This window comes from Anatilimnocola aggregata, from assembly GCF_007747655.1.
GTDB lineage: Bacteria > Planctomycetota > Planctomycetia > Pirellulales > Pirellulaceae > Anatilimnocola > Anatilimnocola aggregata.
Map to the genome: position 1 here is coordinate 7,071,170 of NZ_CP036274.1, position 20,513 is coordinate 7,091,682.

The following is a 20,513-nucleotide window of genomic DNA, read 5'->3' on the forward strand; positions in this document are numbered from 1 at the left end:
GCGAGAATAGTGGGTGAAGGTGTGCGCAGTCGCATGACCGCGATTGCGCACTACGGCAACGATTATTAAGCAACCTGCTGCCAATAAACATCGAATCGCTCCACGATTGGTGAGAAGGATTGACGCCTCATGTCGAAATTAAGTCAAAAAGACCGCTGCCTCGGCATCACCACGGCTGCTGGCGAAGATGTGCTGGTCATCGAATCGTTCACGATGACCGAGAAGATGTCGGAACTCTTCACGCTGCAAGCCGACCTCTATTCGGAAGAGCGGGAGATCAAACCCGAAGCGATCATCGGCAAGCCGGTGACGCTGCGGGTCACGTCGCACGACAAAGACACGGAGCGGTTCTTTCACGGCATCTGCAAGCGCTTCTCACAAGGTCCCGAAGACGACCGGGTCCGCTCGTATCAACTCGAAGCGGTGCCGTGGCTCTGGATGCTGACGCAAACGTCCGACTGCCGCATTTTTCAAGACAAGTCGGTTCCCGAAATCATTAAGAAGGTCTTCAGCGACCTGGGCTTCTCGGACTTCAAAGACGAACTGACCGGCAGCTACACCAAGTGGGACTACTGCGTGCAGTATCGCGAGACCGATTTCAATTTCATCTCGCGGCTGATGGAGCACGAAGGGATTTTTTACTTCTTCAAGCACGAGAAAGACAAGCACACGCTGGTGCTCGCCGACTCGCCGGATGCCCACAAGCCCTGCCCCGTTGCCGCCGAAGCGCAGTACATTCCTGAGATTGGCGAAGGGAAGAAGAGTCACGGCGTGGTCGATTGGCAACTGTCGCAGGAAATGCGGCCGGGCAAGTTCGTCTCGCGCGATTTCAACTTCCAAATGCCCGATAAGACGCTTGATGCCAACGCCACCACGCAGGTGAAAGTAGGGGGGAACGACAAACTCGAAATCTACGACTTTCCCGGCTATCATGCCCAGCAATTCAATAAGCCCGATCAGCGGATGGGCGACGTCGAGCAACTCGGCAAGAGCCTGGCCAAGATTCGCATGGAAGAAGAGGAAGCGGCCCATCAGCTGGCTTCCGGCACTTCCACCATGCGGGGCTTCTCGCCCGGTTTTCAGTTCACGCTCAAAGATAAAGAAGGGCGGCGCACCAAGGGAAATCCCTACGTACTGACGGCTGTGCAACACTCGGCTGTGCAAAGCCCGTCGTACTTCTCGGACGAGTCGAACGAGAACGCTTATCAAAATTCGTTCGTCTGCATTCCTAAGAAGGTGAAGTTCCGGCCGTCGCGCACCGCAGCCAAGCCGGTGATTCACGGCATGCATACAGCGGTCGTGGTCGGTCCCAGCGGCGAAGAGATTTATACTGACAAGTACGGCCGGATCAAAGTTCAGTTTCCATGGGACCGCGAAGGTAAGAAGGACGAGAGTAGCAGCTGCTGGCTGCGAGTCTCGCAGCCCTGGTCGGGCAAACAATGGGGCGCGTTCTGTTGGCCGCGCATCGGGCACGAAGTGCTCGTCGGCTTTATGGAAGGCGATCCCGATCAGCCGTTGTGCGTCGGTAGCGTCTACAACCACGACAACATGCCTCCCTACACGATGCCCGACAATCAAACCCGCTCGGGGTTTAAAAGTCGCAGCTCGAAGGACGGCAGCACCGACAATTTCAACGAGTTGCGGTTCGAAGATAAGAAGGACAAGGAAGAGATTTACTTCCACGCCGAGAAGGACTTCAATCGCGTCGTCGAGAACAACGATACGCTTAAGGTCGGCTTCGAGAAGAAAGACGACGGCGATCAGAAGATTGAGATCTTCAATACGCAAACGGTGAAGATCGGCACGCCACAGGCCAAGGAAGGAAGTCAGAAAATCGAGATCTATAAGGACCGCGACGCCAAGCTTAAGATGGGCAATGACTCGCTGAAGATCGAGATGGGCAATCGCGAAACCAAGCTCTCGCTCGGCAACGACACGACCAAACTCGACCTCGGCAAGAGCGAGACCGAAGCGATGCAGTCGATCGAGTTCAAGGTCGGCCAGAGTAGCATCAAGATCGACCAGATGGGGGTCACCATCAAAGGAATGATGATCAAGATCGAAGGCCAGGTGATGACCGACGTCAAAGGCCTGATGACCACTGTCCAAGGCTCTGCGATGGCCACCATCAAGGGCGGCATTTTGATGATCAATTAAATCATCAGGAATACCAAAGCAGACTACAAGAACACATCCTTCTCATGAATAAACGCGCTGGGTGCCTGGCCGCCAGTGCGGGCTGATTGGGCGAGGTCTTCGCCAGCACCGCGGAGGGCGAAGATGGCTTCGCCGGGACTGACATGCTGGTTCCAATAGCGCTCGTAAATGGCGACGAGGTCTTTGTTGCGGGCAAGCTGCGAAGGAACTGCGTGCAGCATCACTTGTTCGCGCCGCCGCCGCTGAAAATATTGCCCGACAATGGACGGAAGCAGCTTCGAGAGCCAGGTTGCTTCCAGGCGGTCGATCTGCCGCGGAATCACATAGCGGGGTTCATGCAGCGGGCCGAGCGCTTCGTGCAGGGCCTGCGTAAAGAGCCGGCTGTCGGCTTCGTTGGCCTCTTCGAGAAACACGCGCACGTAACCGCCCACGCGGTCTACGGCTTGCGGAGTGGAATTGATGACGGGGTCAGTCAGCAGGCGGGCCTCGGTCAGCGAATGAAGGACGGCCAGACCGATGGCCTGCGCGAGCGACTTTGTAGTCCACGCCTGCTTGGCACCTTTGAACGGCGGGAATTCGTCAGCGCCGGGCTCCTTCGCCAATTTGATTTCGAGCGTACGCAGGGGCTGATTTCGATACGGGCTGCCGACCTTCCATAACTCTCGGCACGATTGCCGGCGGGCCGCGCGGGCCAGCATATCGGCATTCAAAAGGGCAGTGGAACCTTCGAGCCCCTCGGGCCGCAGTTGCGTGAACGCAGGGTGGACGTGGCCCACTCCTTTTTCAATTGCGCCGTCGTCGGTCACGCCATACAACCGTTGATGCTTGAGCCGAAAGCGGCGGTAATCGTCGAGCCCTTTGCTGAACTCCGGCGCGAGGCAGACCACGTCCCAGTTGTTCGCCACCTTCAAGGGCTCGGCAGGGTCGAGGCGAATCGACCGCCCGCGCAACTGATTTACAGTCATCGACGTGGTAACGGTTGTGAGATCAATCAGCACGTTGATCTTGTTCGCATCCCAGCCTTCACCCAGCAGTCCGCGCGTGCCGACGAGGCACTTGGTAACGCCCCGCTGAAACATCTCGGTAATCATCTCGACGTACACGCGCGGGGCCCAATCCCTGCCGCGGCCGCGCAAAGCACGGAAACCTTCGTCCTGCCCCAGTTCGAGTTCCACTTCGTACTTCTCGGCAGTCAGCCACTCTTCGCAGCTTTGCTTGAGCAGCACGGCGATATCGTCATCGATCAGCACGCTGGAGCCGGTCAACAGCACGGGGTGGAGCGCGTCGGTCGTGGCGTTTTGCGTGAGCGTTTTGAACGCGGCAATCGCGCCACCCGCTTCGTCGTCGAGCAGGTTCTCGGCCGCGCCACTCGTGGCGGACGTTTTTTCATAATCGGCAATCACGACAGCCCGCAGCTTGTCGCCGAGCAATTGATATTCGGCCTGTAAGATCGGCACGAGCGCTTGCGACTTGCCGCGCGAGTAAGCCATCACCCGGCCGACCGGCGAAGCGCAAGGCTGCCAACCCGTATCGGTGATTTGAATGCCCAGGATGCGCAGTCGCTGGATGACGCGCTGGGCCAGCGCATGATCGCGGGGATCTTTCGAGCGTCTAAGACGATGCCTTACGTAGCGATCGAGCACCGGCGCGAGAAGTTCCATCTCGGGAACCTCTTGTGGCGCGACGTCGTCCTCGGGGAGCGGCACATCGTCGGGAAGTTTGATTCTCCGTCGCAGCAGGAACACGCGCGCGGCCCATGCCAGATCGGGATCGCGTTTGGCAAACGCGTTCCAATCTTTCGCCAGGCCAGTCGGCAACCGCTTTTCGAGCAAAATGCGAGATAACCATTCGAGCAGCGATTCGCGCAGTGGCGACTGTGCGCGAACAAAGTCTTTTTGCTTTACGGGAACGGCTTCCTCCGCGGGCTCGGGCTCGGGCTCGGCCAGTTTGCGAATGATGCCGCTGCCGGTGATCTCGGCCGCCTGTACCGAAATGAAGTCGCCATCGTTCTCGTCAGTCACTTCGACGGCCGATTCCACATCGGCAGGGAGTTCTTCTTCGTCCGTATCCTCAACAGTCTCAATCGCCTCGGCAGTTTCCTCCTCTTGCGGCAACGGCTGGCACAACTCAGCAACCAACTCATGCAACTGTTCATCGGCGTTAGCAATGAAGGTGAGTTCATCGGGCGCGGGACGCACGAAGTAAGCCAGGTCCTGATAGGGAGCGAGAAAGCCGTCCTTCACTACCGCCGGAACTGGCACTTCGTAGTCGATCTCGCCCAGGTAGCGATCGTACCGTTGCACGTCGGCCGGCAACTTGCCATCGCGATCGGGCGGGGTCGCGGTGAGCGCAATGACGATGGGCCCCGCAAGCAGGTCGTGAGCCGCTTCGAGCACTCGCCCCCAGTGACCGAGCAAGTGATGGCACTCGTCGACAATGACCAGGCCCACGCCGCGGTCGCGCAGGCGGGCGAGCGTATCGAGCGCAGAGACGTGCAGCGTTTGTAAAGCGTCACCGGCGATCGCCATCGCATCGCGGGCCTGCTTGCGATAGGCAGACAAACGCTGGTCATAGTAGTCGCGATTGTGTCGCTTGAGATCGGCCAGCCAGAACTTCGCCTCCTCCACCGTCTGGGCCTGTTCGCTGCCAATCAAGCGTTCGAGCCACAAGCTGCGTGCTTGCTCATCGAGGTCGTCGCTGCCGCGGCCCGGAAGCGTGACCGACTGATAAGTCAGGCTCGTGAGCCAGGCGGGCTTGTCCGGCTTGGTGCTGATCCATTCGGCTGGCACGTTGGCGGGTTCGGGATCACCATTTTGCCACGAGAATTGATCGACCTTAGCAGCCCACTGCGCTTGAATGGCGGAGTTCGGCGAGAGGACCACGGCCGGCAAGCGAACGCACTCGGCCCACAGATACAGCCCCAGAATCGTCTTGCCCGAACCGGGGGGCGCGACAATATGCAACTGCCTCGCACCATCGGCCAGTTTTTGTCGCGCGAGCTTAACGACATCGGCCTGCGAAGGACGCAATTGGCCGCGGAACCGCAATTGCGGAAATGGCTCGCGCTGGTCGGCCCGCTGTTCAAACTGTTCTTCACGCAGTGGCATCGGACCAATTATGCCGCATCGCGGGCACTCGTCCCAGACTGTCGTTCGCTGGCCTCTTCTTCATTGAAGTCGGCGAGTGGCTTGGGGCGGACGACATTCTTCGCCAGACCGACGCACTCCAGGGCTTGAATCGCCACGTACGTCAAATCGATCTCGTACCAGCGGTGACCGTGAGCGGCCGCGCGAGGCTGAGCATGGTGGTTGTTGTGCCAGCCTTCACCATTGGTAGCCAGGGCGCAGAGAACATTGTTGCGGCTGTCCTCGCGGGTTGCATAGTTGCGATAGCCCCACATGTGCGTGATGGAATTAATGGCCCAGGTTGTGTGCCAGGTATACAGGGTGCGGATCACCACCCCCCACAGCAGAATGCTCAGGCCGAACTGCACGCCACCCAGGTAGGTGCCGGTGTAGATCCACCCGATCGCCATGCCCACCAGATAAAACGCCAGCGCATGAGCCGCGAAGATCCAGCCCCACAGCACGTTTCGCTCGAGCCGCAGATAGAACGGATCTTGCAGAATGTCGCGCGCATAGCGCTCGTACATGTTAATACCGACCAGTTGCCGGTTTTCGATAAACAGCCAGCCGATGTGCGACCAAAACCAGGTGACACGCGGCGTATGCGGGTCGGGCTGTTGATCGGAATGCTGATGGTGCAGGCGATGGACGGCGACCCAGCGAGCGGGTGTATCTTGCAACGTGCAGACGCCCAAAATCGCCAGCGTGTGTTCGACCCATTTGGGGCAAGTATAGCCGCGATGCGTGAGCAGGCGGTGATAGCCGGCACCAATGCCCATCGAGCAGAAGATGAAGTTGCCGATCGGAATCAGTGCCAGACCGGTCCAGCTGAAGAGCCAAGGAACGAAGGCGAGGGGGAGCAGCAGGTGAAAGCCAACAATCGGAATGATGTACGACCAGATCAAGCGGCCGTTCTTCGTCGATTCCGGGTGCGGAACGCGAGTCGGCACGCGCACCGGCAGCACGTCGGCGGCTGGCTCGGTGTCCACTTCGCCGCGCTCTTCGGTGAGCACGCCCAACCGAGGACTATTCGTAATCGACAAGGTAGAACCCTCGAACAAGTGACCCGGTAAAAAACTGTCGCGGCCAGGCCGTTAGTGCGAGATGGGTATATACGGCAGCAGGAGTGCCTTATATCACGCGGTGCAGGCAAGCACCCAGATCATTTTTGCTGGCAAGTTCCATCAGCTAGCAGGAGACTGGCGGGAGGCGCCATCGCTGGAACCGGACGTTTAGTTTTACACCAAATCGGCGCGCTTACCATTCACCCGCTTTGGATTTGCCGATTGCCTGCGTAATAGTTGCGTTTGCGGGGTGCAAATCTCGTGGCAACTGCCAGGGAGTATTCGGGGAACCCGAGTAGAGAGTAGTCTGTGGCGATGGACGAATCGTTGTACGACGAATTTGAAATCGGCAGGTCAGACGCAGTCTGGGTGCCGTTTGACGAAGACTGTAGGACGTTCCTTCGGACTGCCGTCGCTGAAGGGTTTCGACCGGGCACTAGCAAGAATGGGAACTTGGTCACGGCAGATGCGCCATCTGGACGAATCATCGATTTGATTTGGCGTGGGCCAAAGAATGGCTGGGAGGTCGTTCCGGGGAATCTCGAAGGTGATTGTCGACTGGGTACTTATTACGAATTGCCAGATCACGCGTGTATCTGCATTCGGCCACCGTTTAGGAATGGGGGCTATTTCGCGTTGGAATGGCTACGCGGGCGCGAGCTCACTTCGTTGTTGACCGAGTATGAATTTGTTGGCGGTTATCCGCCCGGGATCGTGTGCCGGCAAATTCAATCTGCTTCAGATTAGTAATCGGCAGACTCAATCGACTTCGGCGACACGCGATCTTCGAGCGACCGCTTACTGCGCAACCGCAAAAGGGGGGTGTCCAACAATCGGGCCTATTGTTGGACAGCAGATCGCGCAACTCTCGGGTTTCCGGCAGATTGGTGTCCAACAATCGAGAGTATTGTTGGACGTTTAGGGTGAAATTGAGCGCTGAGATCTCGCGGCGAACTGCCGAGTTGTGGTGAACCATTATCTCTCGGTGGTGGCGGTCGACTGGGATGCTTGCTTAGTTCGATTGCAAGCAAACCCAAGACTTTGAAGGACAATCACACTGATGCACAATCAAATCCATCAAAACATTGACATCGGTCAGCCGATGTACCTATATTGGCGTATTGGATTTGCGCCCGGGGTGCTTGCCGGGGACTGCGAATCTCCCTCCCCCGCTCTGCCGACTCGCCGCTAGGAGTTTTCGATGCTGTGCATCCCTGGTCAACCGGGCAAGGATCTGTGCGATAAGAACCTGGGCGTCACGCGTCGCGATATTCTCCGCGTCGGTGGCTCCGGCATTCTTGGTCTCTCACTGGGTGGCATGCTGAAGACGCAAGCGGCTCAAGGGGCAACCGCTGGTGGCGGCCCAGGCTGGGGCAAAGCCAAAAGCGTGATCATGATCTACCTGCAAGGTGGCCCGAGCCATCTTGATCTGTGGGATCCTAAAGAAAACGTGCCCGACAACGTGAAGAGCGTGTTTAAGACCATCTCGAGCAAAGTGCCGGGAATGGAATTGACCGAACTGCTGCCGAACTTGTCGAAAGTGACCGACAAGCTGTCGCTGATTCGCTCGATGAGTTACACGCCCGTCGGCCTGTTCAATCACACGGCCGCCATTTATCAGATTCACACTGGCTACACCGCCGACAAGGTGAGCCCGTCGGGGCAGTTGGAACCTCCCTCGCCCAAAGATTATCCCACTTTCGGCAGCAACATCGTCCGGCTCAAGCCGCCAGAAACGCCAATGCTCCCCTTCGTGATGATGCCTCGCCCGCTCCAAGAGAGCAACGTGGTGAACAAGGCGGGAACCGCCGGCTTTTTGGGCCGCGCGTTCGACCCGTACTACTTGTTTCCACCAGGCGATGACATGGACATGGCCAAGATGGAAAAGATCCGTGTCGACGACCTGACCCTGCGGCCGGAAGTTTCCGAGGCTCGTCTCGATCGCCGCGCTCGCCTTCGCGACCTGGTGAATCAAGGGATGCCGGAAATCGACAAGGCTGTCGCCAAGTACGATCTCGACAAGTACTACGATTCGGCCCTGAATCTGATCATGTCGGGCAAGGCGCGCGAAGCGTTTTCGATCAACAAGGAAACTGCCGACGTTCGCGACAAGTACGGCCGCAACACGTTCGGCCAATGCTGCTTGCTCGCCCGCCGCCTGGTCGAAGCCGGCACCCGCGTGGTCGAAGTAATTTGGCCCAAAGTGGCCAATAGCGACAATCACTCGTGGGACGTTCACGTCGGCTTGCCGGACCGGATGAAGAAGCAATCGGCACCAATGCTCGATGCGGGCCTCAGCACGTTGCTGGAAGATCTCGATCAACGTGGCTTGCTCGACGAAACGCTGGTGGTCGCACTGGGCGAGTTCGGCCGCAGTCCGAACCGGGGCGTTAGTACGTCTGGCAACAATAACAGCGCCGACGGTCGCGATCACTGGCCCTACTGCTATACCGCAGTCGTCGCCGGTGCCGGCATCAAGCGCGGCGAAGTGTACGGCAAGAGCGACAAAACCGCTTCTGCCCCGCTCGAAACGCCGGTCCATCCGATCGATCTGCTCGCCACGATCTATCATGCGGTCGGCATCAACCCGCAGACCATCGTTTACAACCACCTGAATCAGCCCCGCGAATTGGTGAAGGCCGATCCCGTGACGAAGTTGTTCGGTTAGGTTGACCGCCGTGTAGCGTGGGCTTTAGCCCACGTTGCGCCAAACCGAAACTCGTGGGCTATAGTCCACGCTCCAGCAAGCCGTCTAAATCAGGCGGCTTGCTTTTTTACGTCGTTGCCGGGCAACGATCAGGCGCTAATCGCCTGTGCCGAGGTCGGTATCATAGGCCTCGAAAATGAGGTCGTTCTCGCGCGATTCGTGATCGCGGAGGGCAGCATCGAAGTGCAGGTACTCACGGCCCAGCCAAAGAGCCAGCGTGGTGAGTTGCTCGCTATGGAGCAGGCTTTCGCTCCGCTCGACGATGCCCGTCAGCCGCATGTATAGCTGGCGATGCTCGCTGCGGAGTTGATCGGCCGCGTAGCTGAGCCGCGGGGCAACATCGACCGGGTCTTCGAAATAGCCGTAAGCTTCTTCGAGGGCAAAGTGGAGCGCCAGCTGATCGCGCAACTGCGAGAGGAGTTGGACGAAGTGGCGGCACGAAGCGGGAGCGATGGGACGCTGGCAACGGTGACGCATGTCTTGCAGTCGTTGCCAAAGCTCCTTGTTGACTTCTTTGATTTCTTGCAGAAAGGCCGCGTTCACCGTGACGGTGCGGGTAAGCAACACGCTGCTCATGACAACCTCCTTCTCGCAGCGGCTCGAACGAACTCGCAGCGACTATGGGGCTGAGGTGCAGACTGCCCAGACAGGAAGAGACAAACTGGCAAGCCGCAATCTCGGCCCAACCCAAAACAGGCTTTGCGAGCGTGGCCGACCCAGAGAAGTGGACGGGCTGCCACTACCAGCAAAGCTGGACAACGCAAATTCAGGCCGCGAACTGGTTCGCTTCGTCACGCCTACCAGGCAGGTACTATGCGGAGCCGTTCACGGCCACTTTCGAGGTGGTGCGGAGAATTGAACCACCATTTGAAAATCTATTCCTGTCAGGCTGGCGAGTCAAATTCTTTCCTTTCCGATTCTTGGCCGAGAAATGCCAAGCTGCATAGAGTCTTTGGCAACCGCAGCTTATAAAAGCAGCGAGGGATTGCGGGCACCTCATTTCGTATTTTCATTTCGATCGCTCGCGCATGCGTGGCCGTAGCGACAAGGCCAGAGGAGTTTCGATGAATCAATTTCTTCGCCCAAGCGAGTGGCCCTGGGCCGCAGCGCTGCTGTTCCTACTGTGGCTAGGGACAGGCATTGGCTGCGGCAACAAGCAGCTGGAAGAACTGGCAGCCAAGGCTCAGGAAGGGTTGGACCAGGCCAAGCAAACGGCCAGCGATGCCGCCAAGCAAGCTGAAGAGGGAATGAAACAGGCCGAACAAGGGCTCAAGCAATTGCCGAGCGCGGTCAGCTCCGTCACGGCGGGCGAGATTAAGTTAACCCTCGATGCGCCGGTGAACTGTTCGATCTGCTCCGCTCACTTCACGCCCCCCACAAATGGCCGCGCCGGACTGCTGCAGATCGGCACTTCGGTCACAACGGGACCGCAAAGTTTTCCCGCGGTCTATCTGCATGCTCCAACCGATGCTGCCACTCTGCCAGCGCTGGTGGGGCAGACCGTGTATGGCAAGCTGTTTGTGGCAAAGAGCGAAGCAAATGGACACTATGAATCGACCATCAGCAATCCGGTGGCCGTGCAAGTAATGAAGATCGAAAAAAATGTCCTAACTTGTCAGCTTCAGAATGCGGAGCTTGTCAACCTCGAGCAGCAAGCGACTGTGCCAGTCGCGGGAACACTCGTGGGGGCAATCCGTCCGTAGCGTCGTTCATCCGTTACTAAGTCTGGAACTGCTTCCATGAAGATTTATTGCGCACTACTCTGCGCTCTGTTCATTGCCTTTGTCGCCACCGTGCAACCGGCGCTAGCCAATCCTTCGACCAAAGATCCGGAAGCGTTGCTACGCATTCGCCCCGGCGAAGCAATTCCTGGCGATTTTCTCCGCCCCGACTATCAGGCGATCAATCAGCGCTATCAACGGGCCAAGATTGCCATCGATGAGCTTTGGGACAGAAATGTGGCCAAGAAGCTGACGCTCGCCGATGCCCGCAAGGTTGGACCCGCGCATTTGCTAACACAGCAACTACGACGTGATGCAGAGTTTCTCAAACTGCGAGCCGAAGCAGCCGGCTGGGACTTGGCTGTGCGGTTGGACGATCTGGGGAGTCGTTTGTCGGGAGTTATTAATTCAATCATCAACCTACCGGGATTTCCGAGCAATGTACTGAGTGAGCAAATCAATCGGGACACTCAGATTGGCTTGAAGCGACTGCCGCAAATTGACGGCCTGATTAAACGGAATGAAGTTTGTCGGGCAGAAGGAGAATTGGCCGAGATTGTCGACTCGTTGAGTCGTAACACCATCTGGTTTCCTGGCACCAACTTCAACGAGACCTATCGCCCGTTTCAAAGAAACGTCGAAGCTGCCAATCAATTGCGCCGTGAGCAGGCGTCGAAAGAGCTGAAGGAAGTCGTAGCGCAAAGTCCCGACTTGGCTCAGCTGCAGGCGGAATTAACCGCCGCTGCCGCCAGCATTGGGAGTAGTGGTCAGGCAATGTTCGGCAGCCAAATGCTCGCTGGTCCTGAGTTGATTCTGGCCTGGCACGAGCGCTGGCCGAAGGTACAAGCTGCCGCGCAGCGGGGGGTAATGGCGCAAATCGCCATCGAACGGATCAATCCAGCGGAAGAAAACCTGAGTGCGACGATGTTCGCGGCTCGTCAGAAGTTCATTGCGGACTTGCCGAAGACGATGGCAGGCATCATTCAAGCCGATGCCCAACGTACGAGTGGTGCCGATGCTGCCGGGCTTTATTCACGGTATGTGGCCAGTTGCGCTCAACTATGTTCGACGGGGCCACGTCGAGAGTTGCAGGCTGCGCTTGAGCCGGCATTGCAAAGCCTGGCAGCGAAGGGAGGCCGCGAGACGGAAGTCGTTGCCTATCGCAATGCAACGGAACCACTGTTGGCCTGGCAACGGTTATTGGCCCGCGCTCGGGCGAAGTCGTTAGCTAAGGCCAGTCCACCAGTCAGTGACTGGTGCACGCGCATGCTATCGACGTTCACCCAGCAAGGGACAATCATTCCCGATGCCAACAAAACAATCGGCGCCGCTCAAGTCATCAGCAGCGCGAATGCAGTGCTGCCCCCTGTGCTTCCCCAAGGACCATCAGAACCAGTCGTCTTCGCCGACTTGGTGCCAGTGAATTCCACGCAGCAGCGCTGGGTCGCCCGCTATCGTACGCGTGTCTTCGGTTTGGTTGCAGCGCCGCCTGCCGAGGCCTGGAAAGCAGAGACCGATCGGCTGGAGCAATTGTTACTCGCATCAGCCCAGGCATTACCGATCACGCTGGATGCGGCGACTGCCCTCGCGACTGCCAAGCTGGGAGCGTTCGAGAGTGCTGGGGGGCCAATCGATCAAGTAACGCTGGAGCCGCTATTAACTCGGTTCATCACTTTGCCGGATGAAGCGGCTTCGTTGCTGCCGCGCGATGAAATTTCCGAGAGCGCAGGAATGGAAGTTAGCTCGCTGGCAGTGCGCTTCGATCTGTTGAAGCCGCAGTGGTTTCAGCACGACTGCTTTGTGCTCGTCCCTTGATGGGGTGTAACTCAGCGACCGTCGCCAGTGGCATCAACGGGCGCGGCGACTTGACTTGAATTCAGGACCGCCAACAAGTTGGCTTCGATCGTGTGGCAGTATCGTTCGAGTGGCAGGTCGTTTTCGTCGAAGCCAAACGGATCCTCGATTTCGACACCGATTTCTTCGATGCCAAAGAAAATGTAAGCCACCATGAATGTGCCGCCAATCGTCCACCAATGGAGGTCACCCACCATCGCAAACGGAATGGTTAAGCAGTACAGAAACAAAGCCCGGCGCAAATGCACGACGTAGGCATACGGGACTGGTGTGCGATGGATTCGTTCGCAGGCGCCGATATAGTCGATCAGTAAATTGATGTTGTGGTCCACCATGCCAACCAGATAGTCGCTGATGATCTGTTGATCGCGCGCGGACAGAATTTGCGCAGTGATTTTGGCGGTAATTGCCGAGGGCAAGTGTTGAGCGGCGAGCACCTCTTCGACTTCGTGCTTGGGAAGGTCGCTACTGCTCGGTGAAAGGCCACGCGTTCCGCGCAGCGCCGACATGGCGGCGTAAGGAAAAGCAGCGGTCCACAAAATGGTGTGTTTTCGCAGTTCGGGTGCAGCACCAAGCAGTGCATTGGCCTGACGGGCGATGTTACGACACTCGTTCACCATGCCGCCCCATAGCTTGCGGCCTTCCCAGAACTTGTCATACGACGCGTTGGTGCGAAACACGAGCAGTAAACCGAGTGCAGTCCCAACCAACGTGTGTACCATCACCGGCACTGCCAGCGAAATCTGATAGCGACTGTCGAGGAACTCGTGTGCGACAGTCACGATAACTGACCAGCCCACGCAGGTGGCCACCCGCCCGACGATTTCCGGCAAGAGCGAACCGCGAATATCCAGCAGGTGAGAACGCCAATTGTGCGGATCGTATTCAATCATGGAGTTGCAGCTGCAGCAGAGATTGTTCAGCAGAGCCCCCAATTTACGCTGGCCTGCTCCAACCGCCAATGCCAAGCCGATCGATCCGGCAGCCTGCCATCTGCAGGCTGAGCGACCGAGGAGTGCAACCTCGGAAGAGAAACGTGATCGCCTGCAGAACAACTAAATCTGGCGAGAGGAAAATATCAATCATAGTTACTTGACAACTATTCACTATGTCTACATAATAAAGACAGCTATTTGACAACCTGGTGAAAGAGGCGCGCCGCTACTGCAGGAGTACTTCGCGCCGGCGCAAAGAACCGCCTCTTGGAATTGCCGGGGCTTCACCCTATACGACGAGCTGTTTCCGAGAGCTCCCCACTGGGTTTATCAACAAATAGGATGATTTCAGAATTAGAATCTGGGGCGCAATTCGTTGCCGCCAAACTACTTACCTGCGATGCACGCAAAAGGGGGGGGTGTTGATAAACCGGTCGATACGAAACCTCCGAATACCACGCGATTAAGACCGGGCAACTGCAATTTGCGAGAATGAACTACTACGGTCGTCTTGTTGATCTGAGTGGCTGCAGAACATCGCCACCTAGCTAACACCAGGAACGAAACTCGCACGCATTCGTTACCGCACGAACAAGAACTCACTGCTGTTGAGAAGTGCCCAAGCCAGCTCGCGCAGGCCGTGTTCGTCGACCAGAGCGCGGGCCGCTGAGGTTTCAGCAGGCAATGCTTCTCGACCGAGGGCAACCAAATAAAGCTGGCTGATTTGCTCATTGACGGGTAAAAGTTTGGCGGCAATGCGGGCCGCTAACTCTGCTGCTTGACGCTGCACGAACGCGTCGTTCATCAGCCCCAAGGCCTGCAAGGGCGTGACCGTCTCTTGCCGCTTGGGGGCAGCCAGCGACGGTGCAGGGCAATCGAGCGCCGAAAGTAAGGGATCGCGCCCCGTCACGACTGCTGCGCGATAAATGGTGCGGCGTTGAAACTCGGGACGATCCTGCTCCTGCAAGTGATAGAAGTGAGTATTGAAGACTGTCACCGTAAAGGGCTTGAAACTGGGGCCGCCCTGCTGACGGTTTAACTGCCCGCTGACCGTCAACATCGCGTCGCGGACGATTTCAGCCTCGAGGCGGCGAGCGGAGTATCGCCAAAGTAGCCGATTGTCGGCATCGATTCGATGGGCGCGCTGGGCAACTGGTCCGGCGGCGATTTCGCTGGCTTGCTGATAGACTCGTGAAGTCATGATATGGCGATGCAATTGCTTGAGGCTACCCGACCGCTGCAACTCACCAGCCAGATGGTCCAGCAACTCAGGATGCGAAGGCTGGCCGCCACTAAAGCCGAAGTCGCTGGAGTTATCAACGAACCCTCGGCCAAAGTGATACTGCCAGACTCGGTTCGCCATTACGCGCCAAGGAAGTGGATTGTGCTGATGTGCAATCCACTCGGCGAGTTTCAAACGGCGCTGTGCTTCGGGAGCATCGGCCGGCAACTGCCAAAAGCCGGCAACCGTTCTGACACCACTCAAAACGCCTGACGGAATGAGGGGACCAGGCTTGGTCAGATCGCCGCGTATCAATAGCACCGTTGGCTCGGGTTGACGCCGCACGCCGGCATACAATTTCGGCTGTTGCTGCCGCGCGATGCTTGCTTCCAGCTGTTCAATCTTCTGGCGAGTCTCGGCTTGCTGCCGACGAATGGCCTCAACCGAGCGGTCGGCCGGTGGCGGAACTGCATCGGCAAACAGCCCACCAGTAGCTTCATCGAAGTGCCAGAGCGCGAGCGTATCGGCATCGACAGTGAAAGGAGCTGCAGGTAGGTGATCGATCGTCCGCAATCCGCGACTGAGGCGAACTTCGTCAACCAGTCCCGCGCAGCCAAGTTTTTGCTCGGCGATGGCGGCGAACTGCAAAGCACCTTGTTTGCCTCCGCGCTTCGGACGCGTAATGCCTGCCGCGTGGACCAGCTTGCCGTCGACAAAAAGTTGAACCTTTCCTTCGTCGATGGTGGCCGCCACATAATGCCACTCATTATCGCAGATGTCGACTCCCGAGCGGATCTCGGCCGGTTTGCAGCCCGGCATGTACAGGCTTAGCTCACCGGTCGCCGCGTATGTATAGAGTTCCCAGTGGTCGCCCGAATCTTTCGGGTTGCAGGCCACCAGAATATTGAAGTTACTCTTGCTATTCAGCCGGGTCCAACACTCGACCGTTAGAGGCGGCACATCGTAGGCGGGGGAATGAGCGGCTGCGACCTGCGCATGCTGAGGAGAGAATGTCTGGCCGAAACGCCCTGCCACCAAGGGCTGGTCTGCGCCCCGTTCCAACCGCGCATCGCTCGGCAATTGCTTACTCACGTCGACGAGCAGGGACTTGGCCGCGACAAGTTCAGCGGCCAGTGGCTTTAGTTTTGCATCCCAGGTTCGTTGTTCTTCAGCAGTTAACCAGGGACGATTGCCATGATCGACACCATCGAGAGTTGCCTTCAGACGGTAGTAGTCGGATTGCGTAATTGGATCGAACTTATGATCGTGGCAGCGAGCACAGTTTACGGTGAGCCCGAGAAATGTCTGCGAAACGGCAGCGACTAGCTCTTCCTGCTGTTCCTCACGAGCACGGCGCTTCTCCGTCGGACTTGCACCGACATTCTGAATCTCGTCCCACGGCCCGGCAACTAAAAAGCCGGTGGCGGCCATCGTTTCGTGCGTAACGCCAGGTAGTGCATCCCCTGCTATCTGCTCGGTCATGAACGCCGCATAAGGCTTGTCTGAATTCAAGCTGCGAATCACATAGTCGCGATATGGCCAGGAATGCTCACGATACTTGTCGTGCTCAAAGCCGTCGCTCTCTCCATAGCGAACTACATCGAGCCAATGCCGCCCCCAACGTTCGCCATAGTGGGGCGACGCAAGCAAGCGGTCCACAAGTCGATCCATCGCATCGGGAGCAATGTCGGTCAAGAACTGCTCGATCTCCGACGGCGATGGGGGCAGGCCGATGAGATCGAAACAAGCCCGTCGAACAAACGTAACGCGATCAGCGGGCGCGGCCAGTTGCAGGCCCTCGGTTTGTAGCCGCATGCCGACAAAGGCATCAATGGCCGAATTTGCAGTTGCTCTGGCAGCAACGGGGATTGCCGGTGGGCGGATAGGTTGCAGCGACCACCAGTCGTAGCCAGCACGGCGTTCGGTGGTGAATTCAAACTGGCTCAGTGTTTTCGTAGCCGGCCAGGCTGCACCTTGTTCAATCCAACTTTTGACGGCAGATACTTCGTCCCCGGTCAGGCGGCGACCGTCATGCTCGGGGGGCATCGAGCCATCGGCGATACGCTCCAACAGCAGACTGTCGCTCGGCTTGCCGGCAACAATGACCGTGCCACTGTCACCACCTTTAAGTGCGCTTTCCGCCTGACTTAGGTCGAGCCCAGCTTTGGGATCGGACGTGTTGTGGCAAGTAACGCAATGGCGGGCAAAAAGTTCGAGTGGCTCAATTTTCGGCGGTGCCGCAACAAGGGGAACCGTCGTAGAACTACCGACGAACACTAACGCGACGAACCAGGGAATCTTGCCGCAGCAGGAATAGTGCATTGCTAGAGCTTTCAACGCACGAATTGATCGACGTAATCTTCGCCTAGACCAGTCTCGGCAAAATGCCGGCGGCACATCTCCAACTTGGTATGCACATCATCGTGCCCGCAGGGTTGCCCGTCTTCTGTGTAGTAGATGAGAGCGCCGCAGACGTGAAAGAGCGTGATCATTTCTTCGGTATCATTATCGACGACCAGCGTGTGAACCTCGCCTGGCGGCTCGAAAACGTACATACCCTCGCGCGCGATCCATTCGTGCTCTAGATAACGCCACGATCCCTTCAGGACAAAACCGTGCACCGGGGCGGGATGGCGATGACGGCTCAACACTCCGCTGCGCCGCACACGGAGCAGATTCACCCATTCGCCGTTCACTGTGTTCAACAGAAGTGGCCGGAACCACACACCTTTGGCCTGAGGAACCCACAATCGTTCGTCTTCGGGAATTGCCGTGATGACCAGATCGGAGATCATGCGGCTGGCGGCCATAGCAGAGACGTTCATGATAAGATCCTGGCAGGGACCAGCGGGGCATTTGAGACTTAGGTCTTACTCGATCTGTTGCTGCTCGACATCGCCCCAGTCGCGCAGGCGGCGCTGCAAGGTGCGAACCGAAATCCCCAGCGCCTCGGCCGCACGGGTGCGATTGCCATCGTGCCGCCGCAACGTATCGAGAATCGCTGATCGTTCTAGCGCTCGCAGGTCGCCCGTCGCTGTTGGTTCGTCTTCGCCTACTTCGTTCGGCAAATCGGACAGTGTAAGTTCAGAGGTCGAGGTCATCACGCACATCCGCTCTAGGCAATTTCGCAACTGCCGAATATTGCCAGGCCACGGCAGGCTTTCCAGGCGTTGCATTAATTCGGGTGTAACACCACGAACTTCCAGCGCTGGATTCACGGCAAACTGCTGGAGGAAGTGCTCGACCAGGGGAGCAATGTCTTCGCGCCTCTGGCGCAGCGGGGGCAAATCGATGGCGATGACATTCAGGCGATAGTACAGGTCTTCGCGAAACTCTCCTGCTCGCACCAACTTGGCAAGAGGTCGGCTGGTCGCGGCAACCAGGCGAACATCCACTTGAATATCGTTCTCGCTCCCCAGCGGCGAAACCAGGCCGTCTTCCACAACACGCAGTAACTTGGGTTGCATATGCAGCGGAAAGTCGCCAATTTCGTCGATGAACAGAGTGCCTTGATTGGCTTGCTCAAAACGGCCAATGCGAGGTTGCACAGCGCTAGTGAAGGCACCTTTCGAGTGGCCGAAGAGTTCGCTTTCTACGAGTGTTTCGGGAACTGCGGCCATATTGATCACGACCAGTGGCTCACTTGCCCGCGGACTCGAAGCGTGAATGGCCCGCGCCACGAGTTCTTTGCCAGTGCCCGATTCACCCATGATCAGTACGGTACTATTCGTAGCCGCCGCTCGGCGAATGTTTTGCCGAATGGCATTCACGGCAGAAGACTTTCCGACGATCGCTGCCAGGCTGGCAGTGTCACCGGTTGCGAGTGAACATGGTTTGCGACGTTGTAGCAAGCGTTGCACTTGTTCCAGCAATTGCACCGGATCGACGGGCTTCAGTAAGAAGTCATCAGCACCCAACTTGATGGCGTCGACAGCGGTTTGAATCGTTCCAAAAGCCGTAACGAGAAGAAACGGAGTCTGTGGACTACGCGACTTCCAGCGACGCAGCAAATCGATTCCCGACTCGCGACGCAAACAAAGATCACTAATGACCAGGTCTGCACCGCCATCCACGGTGAGTTCAAGTGCCTCCGCTGGCGAACGGGCCGCGATCACCTGATATCGCTCGAGCCTAAGAACTCGTGCTAGTGCGTCGCGTTCGCTATCGTCGTCCTCAACAATCAGGATGCGTGAAGCTTGTTCGGGCATGAGGGCGCTCCGTACTAAGTGGTCGGGGGAGAAAGTTGAGCCAGTGGCGTAACGGAGGTTGGCGTAGGTGCGACAAACTTCAGGCGAAACACGGCACCTTGAGGTTGGTTGCTACCGCAAGCAATGGATCCTCCACCTTCTTCGACAAAACGGCGAACAATTGCCAGTCCCAATCCGGTACCGAGTTCCTTCGTTGAGTAAAAAGGTTCGAAGATCCTTTCTCGCTGGGAGTGCGGCACCCCTGGGCCATCGTCAGCAACCAGAAGTTCCACGCGATCTCCCTGCTGCTTGACTTGAATTTGGATGCAGCCGCCGGTTTCCATTGCTTCGCGAGCATTGTTGATGAGATTGAGCAAAATCTGGCGAAAGCGATCACGATCCATCACAACCAGGGCGGGCTGTTCCGGGAAAGTAGCCTTTACCAAGATATCGGCTCGTTCCAGGAGGGGGCGCAAAAACGTCAGTGTCGCCTGAACTTCGCTTCGCACATCGAGGTTCTCATTACGTGGATTATCGGGGCGAGCGTAGCCCAGCAAGATCCGGAGTAAACCTTCGACGCGTTCGATTTCGTAGTTCGTCTCACGAATGATTTCGGAATGTTCATGTCCCGCAGGATCACCTTCTTCAAACTGCGGCCCCCTTCGCGATAGCACGTGCAAGTTCAACCGCATTGCGTTGAGGGGATTGCGTATTTCGTGCACGATGCCAGCCATGAGTTGACCGAGTTCAGCAAAACGACGAGTGCGGGTCAACTTGATGGACTCATTCAAGACTGCCAGTCTGCGGCTAATAAAGAAGAGCGAAAATCCCGAAACACCGACGATCATTCCGATTATCGACAAGAGATAGAGCCAGACTTGCTTAGTGGAAGCTTGTCGCTCTATCAGAGTTTTTTCAACCCAGTCCTTACTCAAGGCGCTGTGGTACATTCCAATCAGTTTGTTATTGACGTAGATCGGCGAGCTAACGCTGTATCCCGTCTGGCCGCCGGTCAGTGCATGGGACTGAGTTTGGACGACGTCGTCACCCGCTTCCGCGATAATCCGGTCGTACCAGGCACTTTCTAACTGGCGACCCTCGTGTGCTGGATTGCTGTGTGCCATCACTCGGCCGTCGGTGTCGAGCACAGCGGCATACAGGCGGGACCGATCAGTCAAGACGGAACGCGCCCAATGTTTGCGCAGAAAAGTGTCGTCGTCGAGGTCCGAAAGTGATTCACTTTTCTTCTGGTGAAGCTCGTCTTGAACGATGCCCGCCGTGCGCAGCGCGTGCGTCCGCAAGCGATTCATTTCGGAAATCAGCAGCGTCGTGCGAACCTGATTCAAGTCGTGATAAACACCCCAGATGGCCACCGCGAGCACGAAGCACAAGGTGGCACCGACTCCCACATACGCAGCAACCATCCAACGGAACACTCGGTGGTCGTGATCGCGCTGCTGATATGGAACCGGTGGGGGCGTGAAATGATCTTTTGATTCAGGCATACGTCAACCAGTTCAACCGAGAGAGGAAAGCTTCGA

12 protein-coding genes are annotated in these 20,513 nt (G+C 57.5%); 4 read left to right on the plus strand and 8 right to left on the minus strand.

Annotation, left to right across the window (positions count from 1 at the left end; genetic code table 11):
• The first annotated feature begins 129 nt into the window (after positions 1-129).
• Entirely contained in the window at positions 130-2,157 is a 2,028-nt protein-coding gene (locus tag ETAA8_RS26635; RefSeq protein ID WP_145095863.1) for a type VI secretion system Vgr family protein, read from the plus strand.
• A 23-nt stretch (positions 2,158-2,180) separates the two neighbouring features.
• On the opposite strand, the gene ETAA8_RS26640 is transcribed toward ETAA8_RS26635, so the two are convergent.
• Positions 2,181-5,264 (minus strand): DEAD/DEAH box helicase family protein, encoded by a 3,084-nt coding sequence (locus ETAA8_RS26640; protein ID WP_145095865.1) that lies wholly within the window; start codon positions 5,262-5,264, stop codon positions 2,181-2,183.
• 8 nt (positions 5,265-5,272) lie between these two features.
• A complete protein-coding gene (locus ETAA8_RS26645; protein ID WP_202921292.1) occupies positions 5,273-6,325 on the minus strand; it encodes an acyl-CoA desaturase in 1,053 nt (350 codons plus the stop codon).
• A gap of 1,222 nt (positions 6,326-7,547) precedes the next feature.
• On the opposite strand from ETAA8_RS26645, the gene ETAA8_RS26650 reads away from it, so the two are divergent.
• Positions 7,548-9,014 (plus strand): DUF1501 domain-containing protein, encoded by a 1,467-nt coding sequence (locus ETAA8_RS26650; protein ID WP_145095870.1) that lies wholly within the window; start codon positions 7,548-7,550, stop codon positions 9,012-9,014.
• 135 nt (positions 9,015-9,149) lie between these two features.
• Here ETAA8_RS26650 and ETAA8_RS26655 read toward each other — a convergent pair whose 3' ends face one another.
• The gene (locus tag ETAA8_RS26655) at positions 9,150-9,629 is read right to left on the minus strand and encodes a hemerythrin domain-containing protein (RefSeq protein WP_145095873.1); all 480 of its coding nucleotides are present in this window, start codon (positions 9,627-9,629) and stop codon (positions 9,150-9,152) included.
• 488 nt (positions 9,630-10,117) lie between these two features.
• On the opposite strand from ETAA8_RS26655, the gene ETAA8_RS26660 reads away from it, so the two are divergent.
• Positions 10,118-10,756, plus strand: coding sequence for a hypothetical protein (locus ETAA8_RS26660; RefSeq protein WP_145095878.1), 639 nt, complete (start codon positions 10,118-10,120; stop codon positions 10,754-10,756).
• A 36-nt stretch (positions 10,757-10,792) separates the two neighbouring features.
• Complete coding sequence (locus ETAA8_RS26665) at positions 10,793-12,589, plus strand: hypothetical protein (RefSeq protein WP_145095881.1); 1,797 nt, start codon at positions 10,793-10,795, stop codon at positions 12,587-12,589.
• Between the two features lie 11 nt (positions 12,590-12,600).
• Here the strand turns inward: ETAA8_RS26665 and ETAA8_RS26670 are convergent, their stop codons facing one another.
• From ETAA8_RS26670 to ETAA8_RS26690, 5 genes are all read right to left on the minus strand, one after another.
• Positions 12,601-13,521 (minus strand): bestrophin family protein, encoded by a 921-nt coding sequence (locus ETAA8_RS26670; RefSeq protein WP_145095884.1) that lies wholly within the window; start codon positions 13,519-13,521, stop codon positions 12,601-12,603.
• Between the two features lie 622 nt (positions 13,522-14,143).
• Complete coding sequence (locus ETAA8_RS26675) at positions 14,144-17,107, minus strand: DUF1549 domain-containing protein (protein ID WP_145095887.1); 2,964 nt, start codon at positions 17,105-17,107, stop codon at positions 14,144-14,146.
• An 11-nt stretch (positions 17,108-17,118) separates the two neighbouring features.
• Positions 17,119-17,610 carry a 2,4'-dihydroxyacetophenone dioxygenase family protein gene (locus tag ETAA8_RS26680; RefSeq protein WP_145095890.1) on the minus strand — a complete coding sequence of 164 codons (492 nt, stop codon included), beginning with the start codon at positions 17,608-17,610 and terminating at the stop codon, positions 17,119-17,121.
• 45 nt (positions 17,611-17,655) lie between these two features.
• Positions 17,656-18,993 (minus strand): sigma-54-dependent transcriptional regulator, encoded by a 1,338-nt coding sequence (locus ETAA8_RS26685; RefSeq protein WP_145095892.1) that lies wholly within the window; start codon positions 18,991-18,993, stop codon positions 17,656-17,658.
• 14 nt (positions 18,994-19,007) lie between these two features.
• On the minus strand, positions 19,008-20,477 hold the full coding sequence (locus ETAA8_RS26690; RefSeq protein WP_145095895.1) for a sensor histidine kinase: 1,470 nt from the start codon (positions 20,475-20,477) through the stop codon (positions 19,008-19,010).
• Positions 20,478-20,513: the final 36 nt, after the last annotated feature.

Bases quoted from the DNA above. Each gene is read 5' to 3' on its own strand.
- ETAA8_RS26635 (WP_145095863.1), top strand. From the start codon at position 130: ATGTCGAAATTAAGTCAAAAAGACCGCTGCCTCGGCATCACCACGGCT.
- ETAA8_RS26640 (WP_145095865.1), bottom strand. From the start codon at position 5,264: ATGCCACTGCGTGAAGAACAGTTTGAACAGCGGGCCGACCAGCGCGAG.
- ETAA8_RS26650 (WP_145095870.1), top strand. From the start codon at position 7,548: ATGCTGTGCATCCCTGGTCAACCGGGCAAGGATCTGTGCGATAAGAAC.
- ETAA8_RS26655 (WP_145095873.1), bottom strand. From the start codon at position 9,629: ATGAGCAGCGTGTTGCTTACCCGCACCGTCACGGTGAACGCGGCCTTT.
- ETAA8_RS26660 (WP_145095878.1), top strand. From the start codon at position 10,118: ATGAATCAATTTCTTCGCCCAAGCGAGTGGCCCTGGGCCGCAGCGCTG.
- ETAA8_RS26665 (WP_145095881.1), top strand. From the start codon at position 10,793: ATGAAGATTTATTGCGCACTACTCTGCGCTCTGTTCATTGCCTTTGTC.
- ETAA8_RS26670 (WP_145095884.1), bottom strand. From the start codon at position 13,521: ATGATTGAATACGATCCGCACAATTGGCGTTCTCACCTGCTGGATATT.
- ETAA8_RS26675 (WP_145095887.1), bottom strand. From the start codon at position 17,107: ATGCACTATTCCTGCTGCGGCAAGATTCCCTGGTTCGTCGCGTTAGTG.
- ETAA8_RS26680 (WP_145095890.1), bottom strand. From the start codon at position 17,610: ATGAACGTCTCTGCTATGGCCGCCAGCCGCATGATCTCCGATCTGGTC.
- ETAA8_RS26685 (WP_145095892.1), bottom strand. From the start codon at position 18,993: ATGCCCGAACAAGCTTCACGCATCCTGATTGTTGAGGACGACGATAGC.
- ETAA8_RS26690 (WP_145095895.1), bottom strand. From the start codon at position 20,477: ATGCCTGAATCAAAAGATCATTTCACGCCCCCACCGGTTCCATATCAG.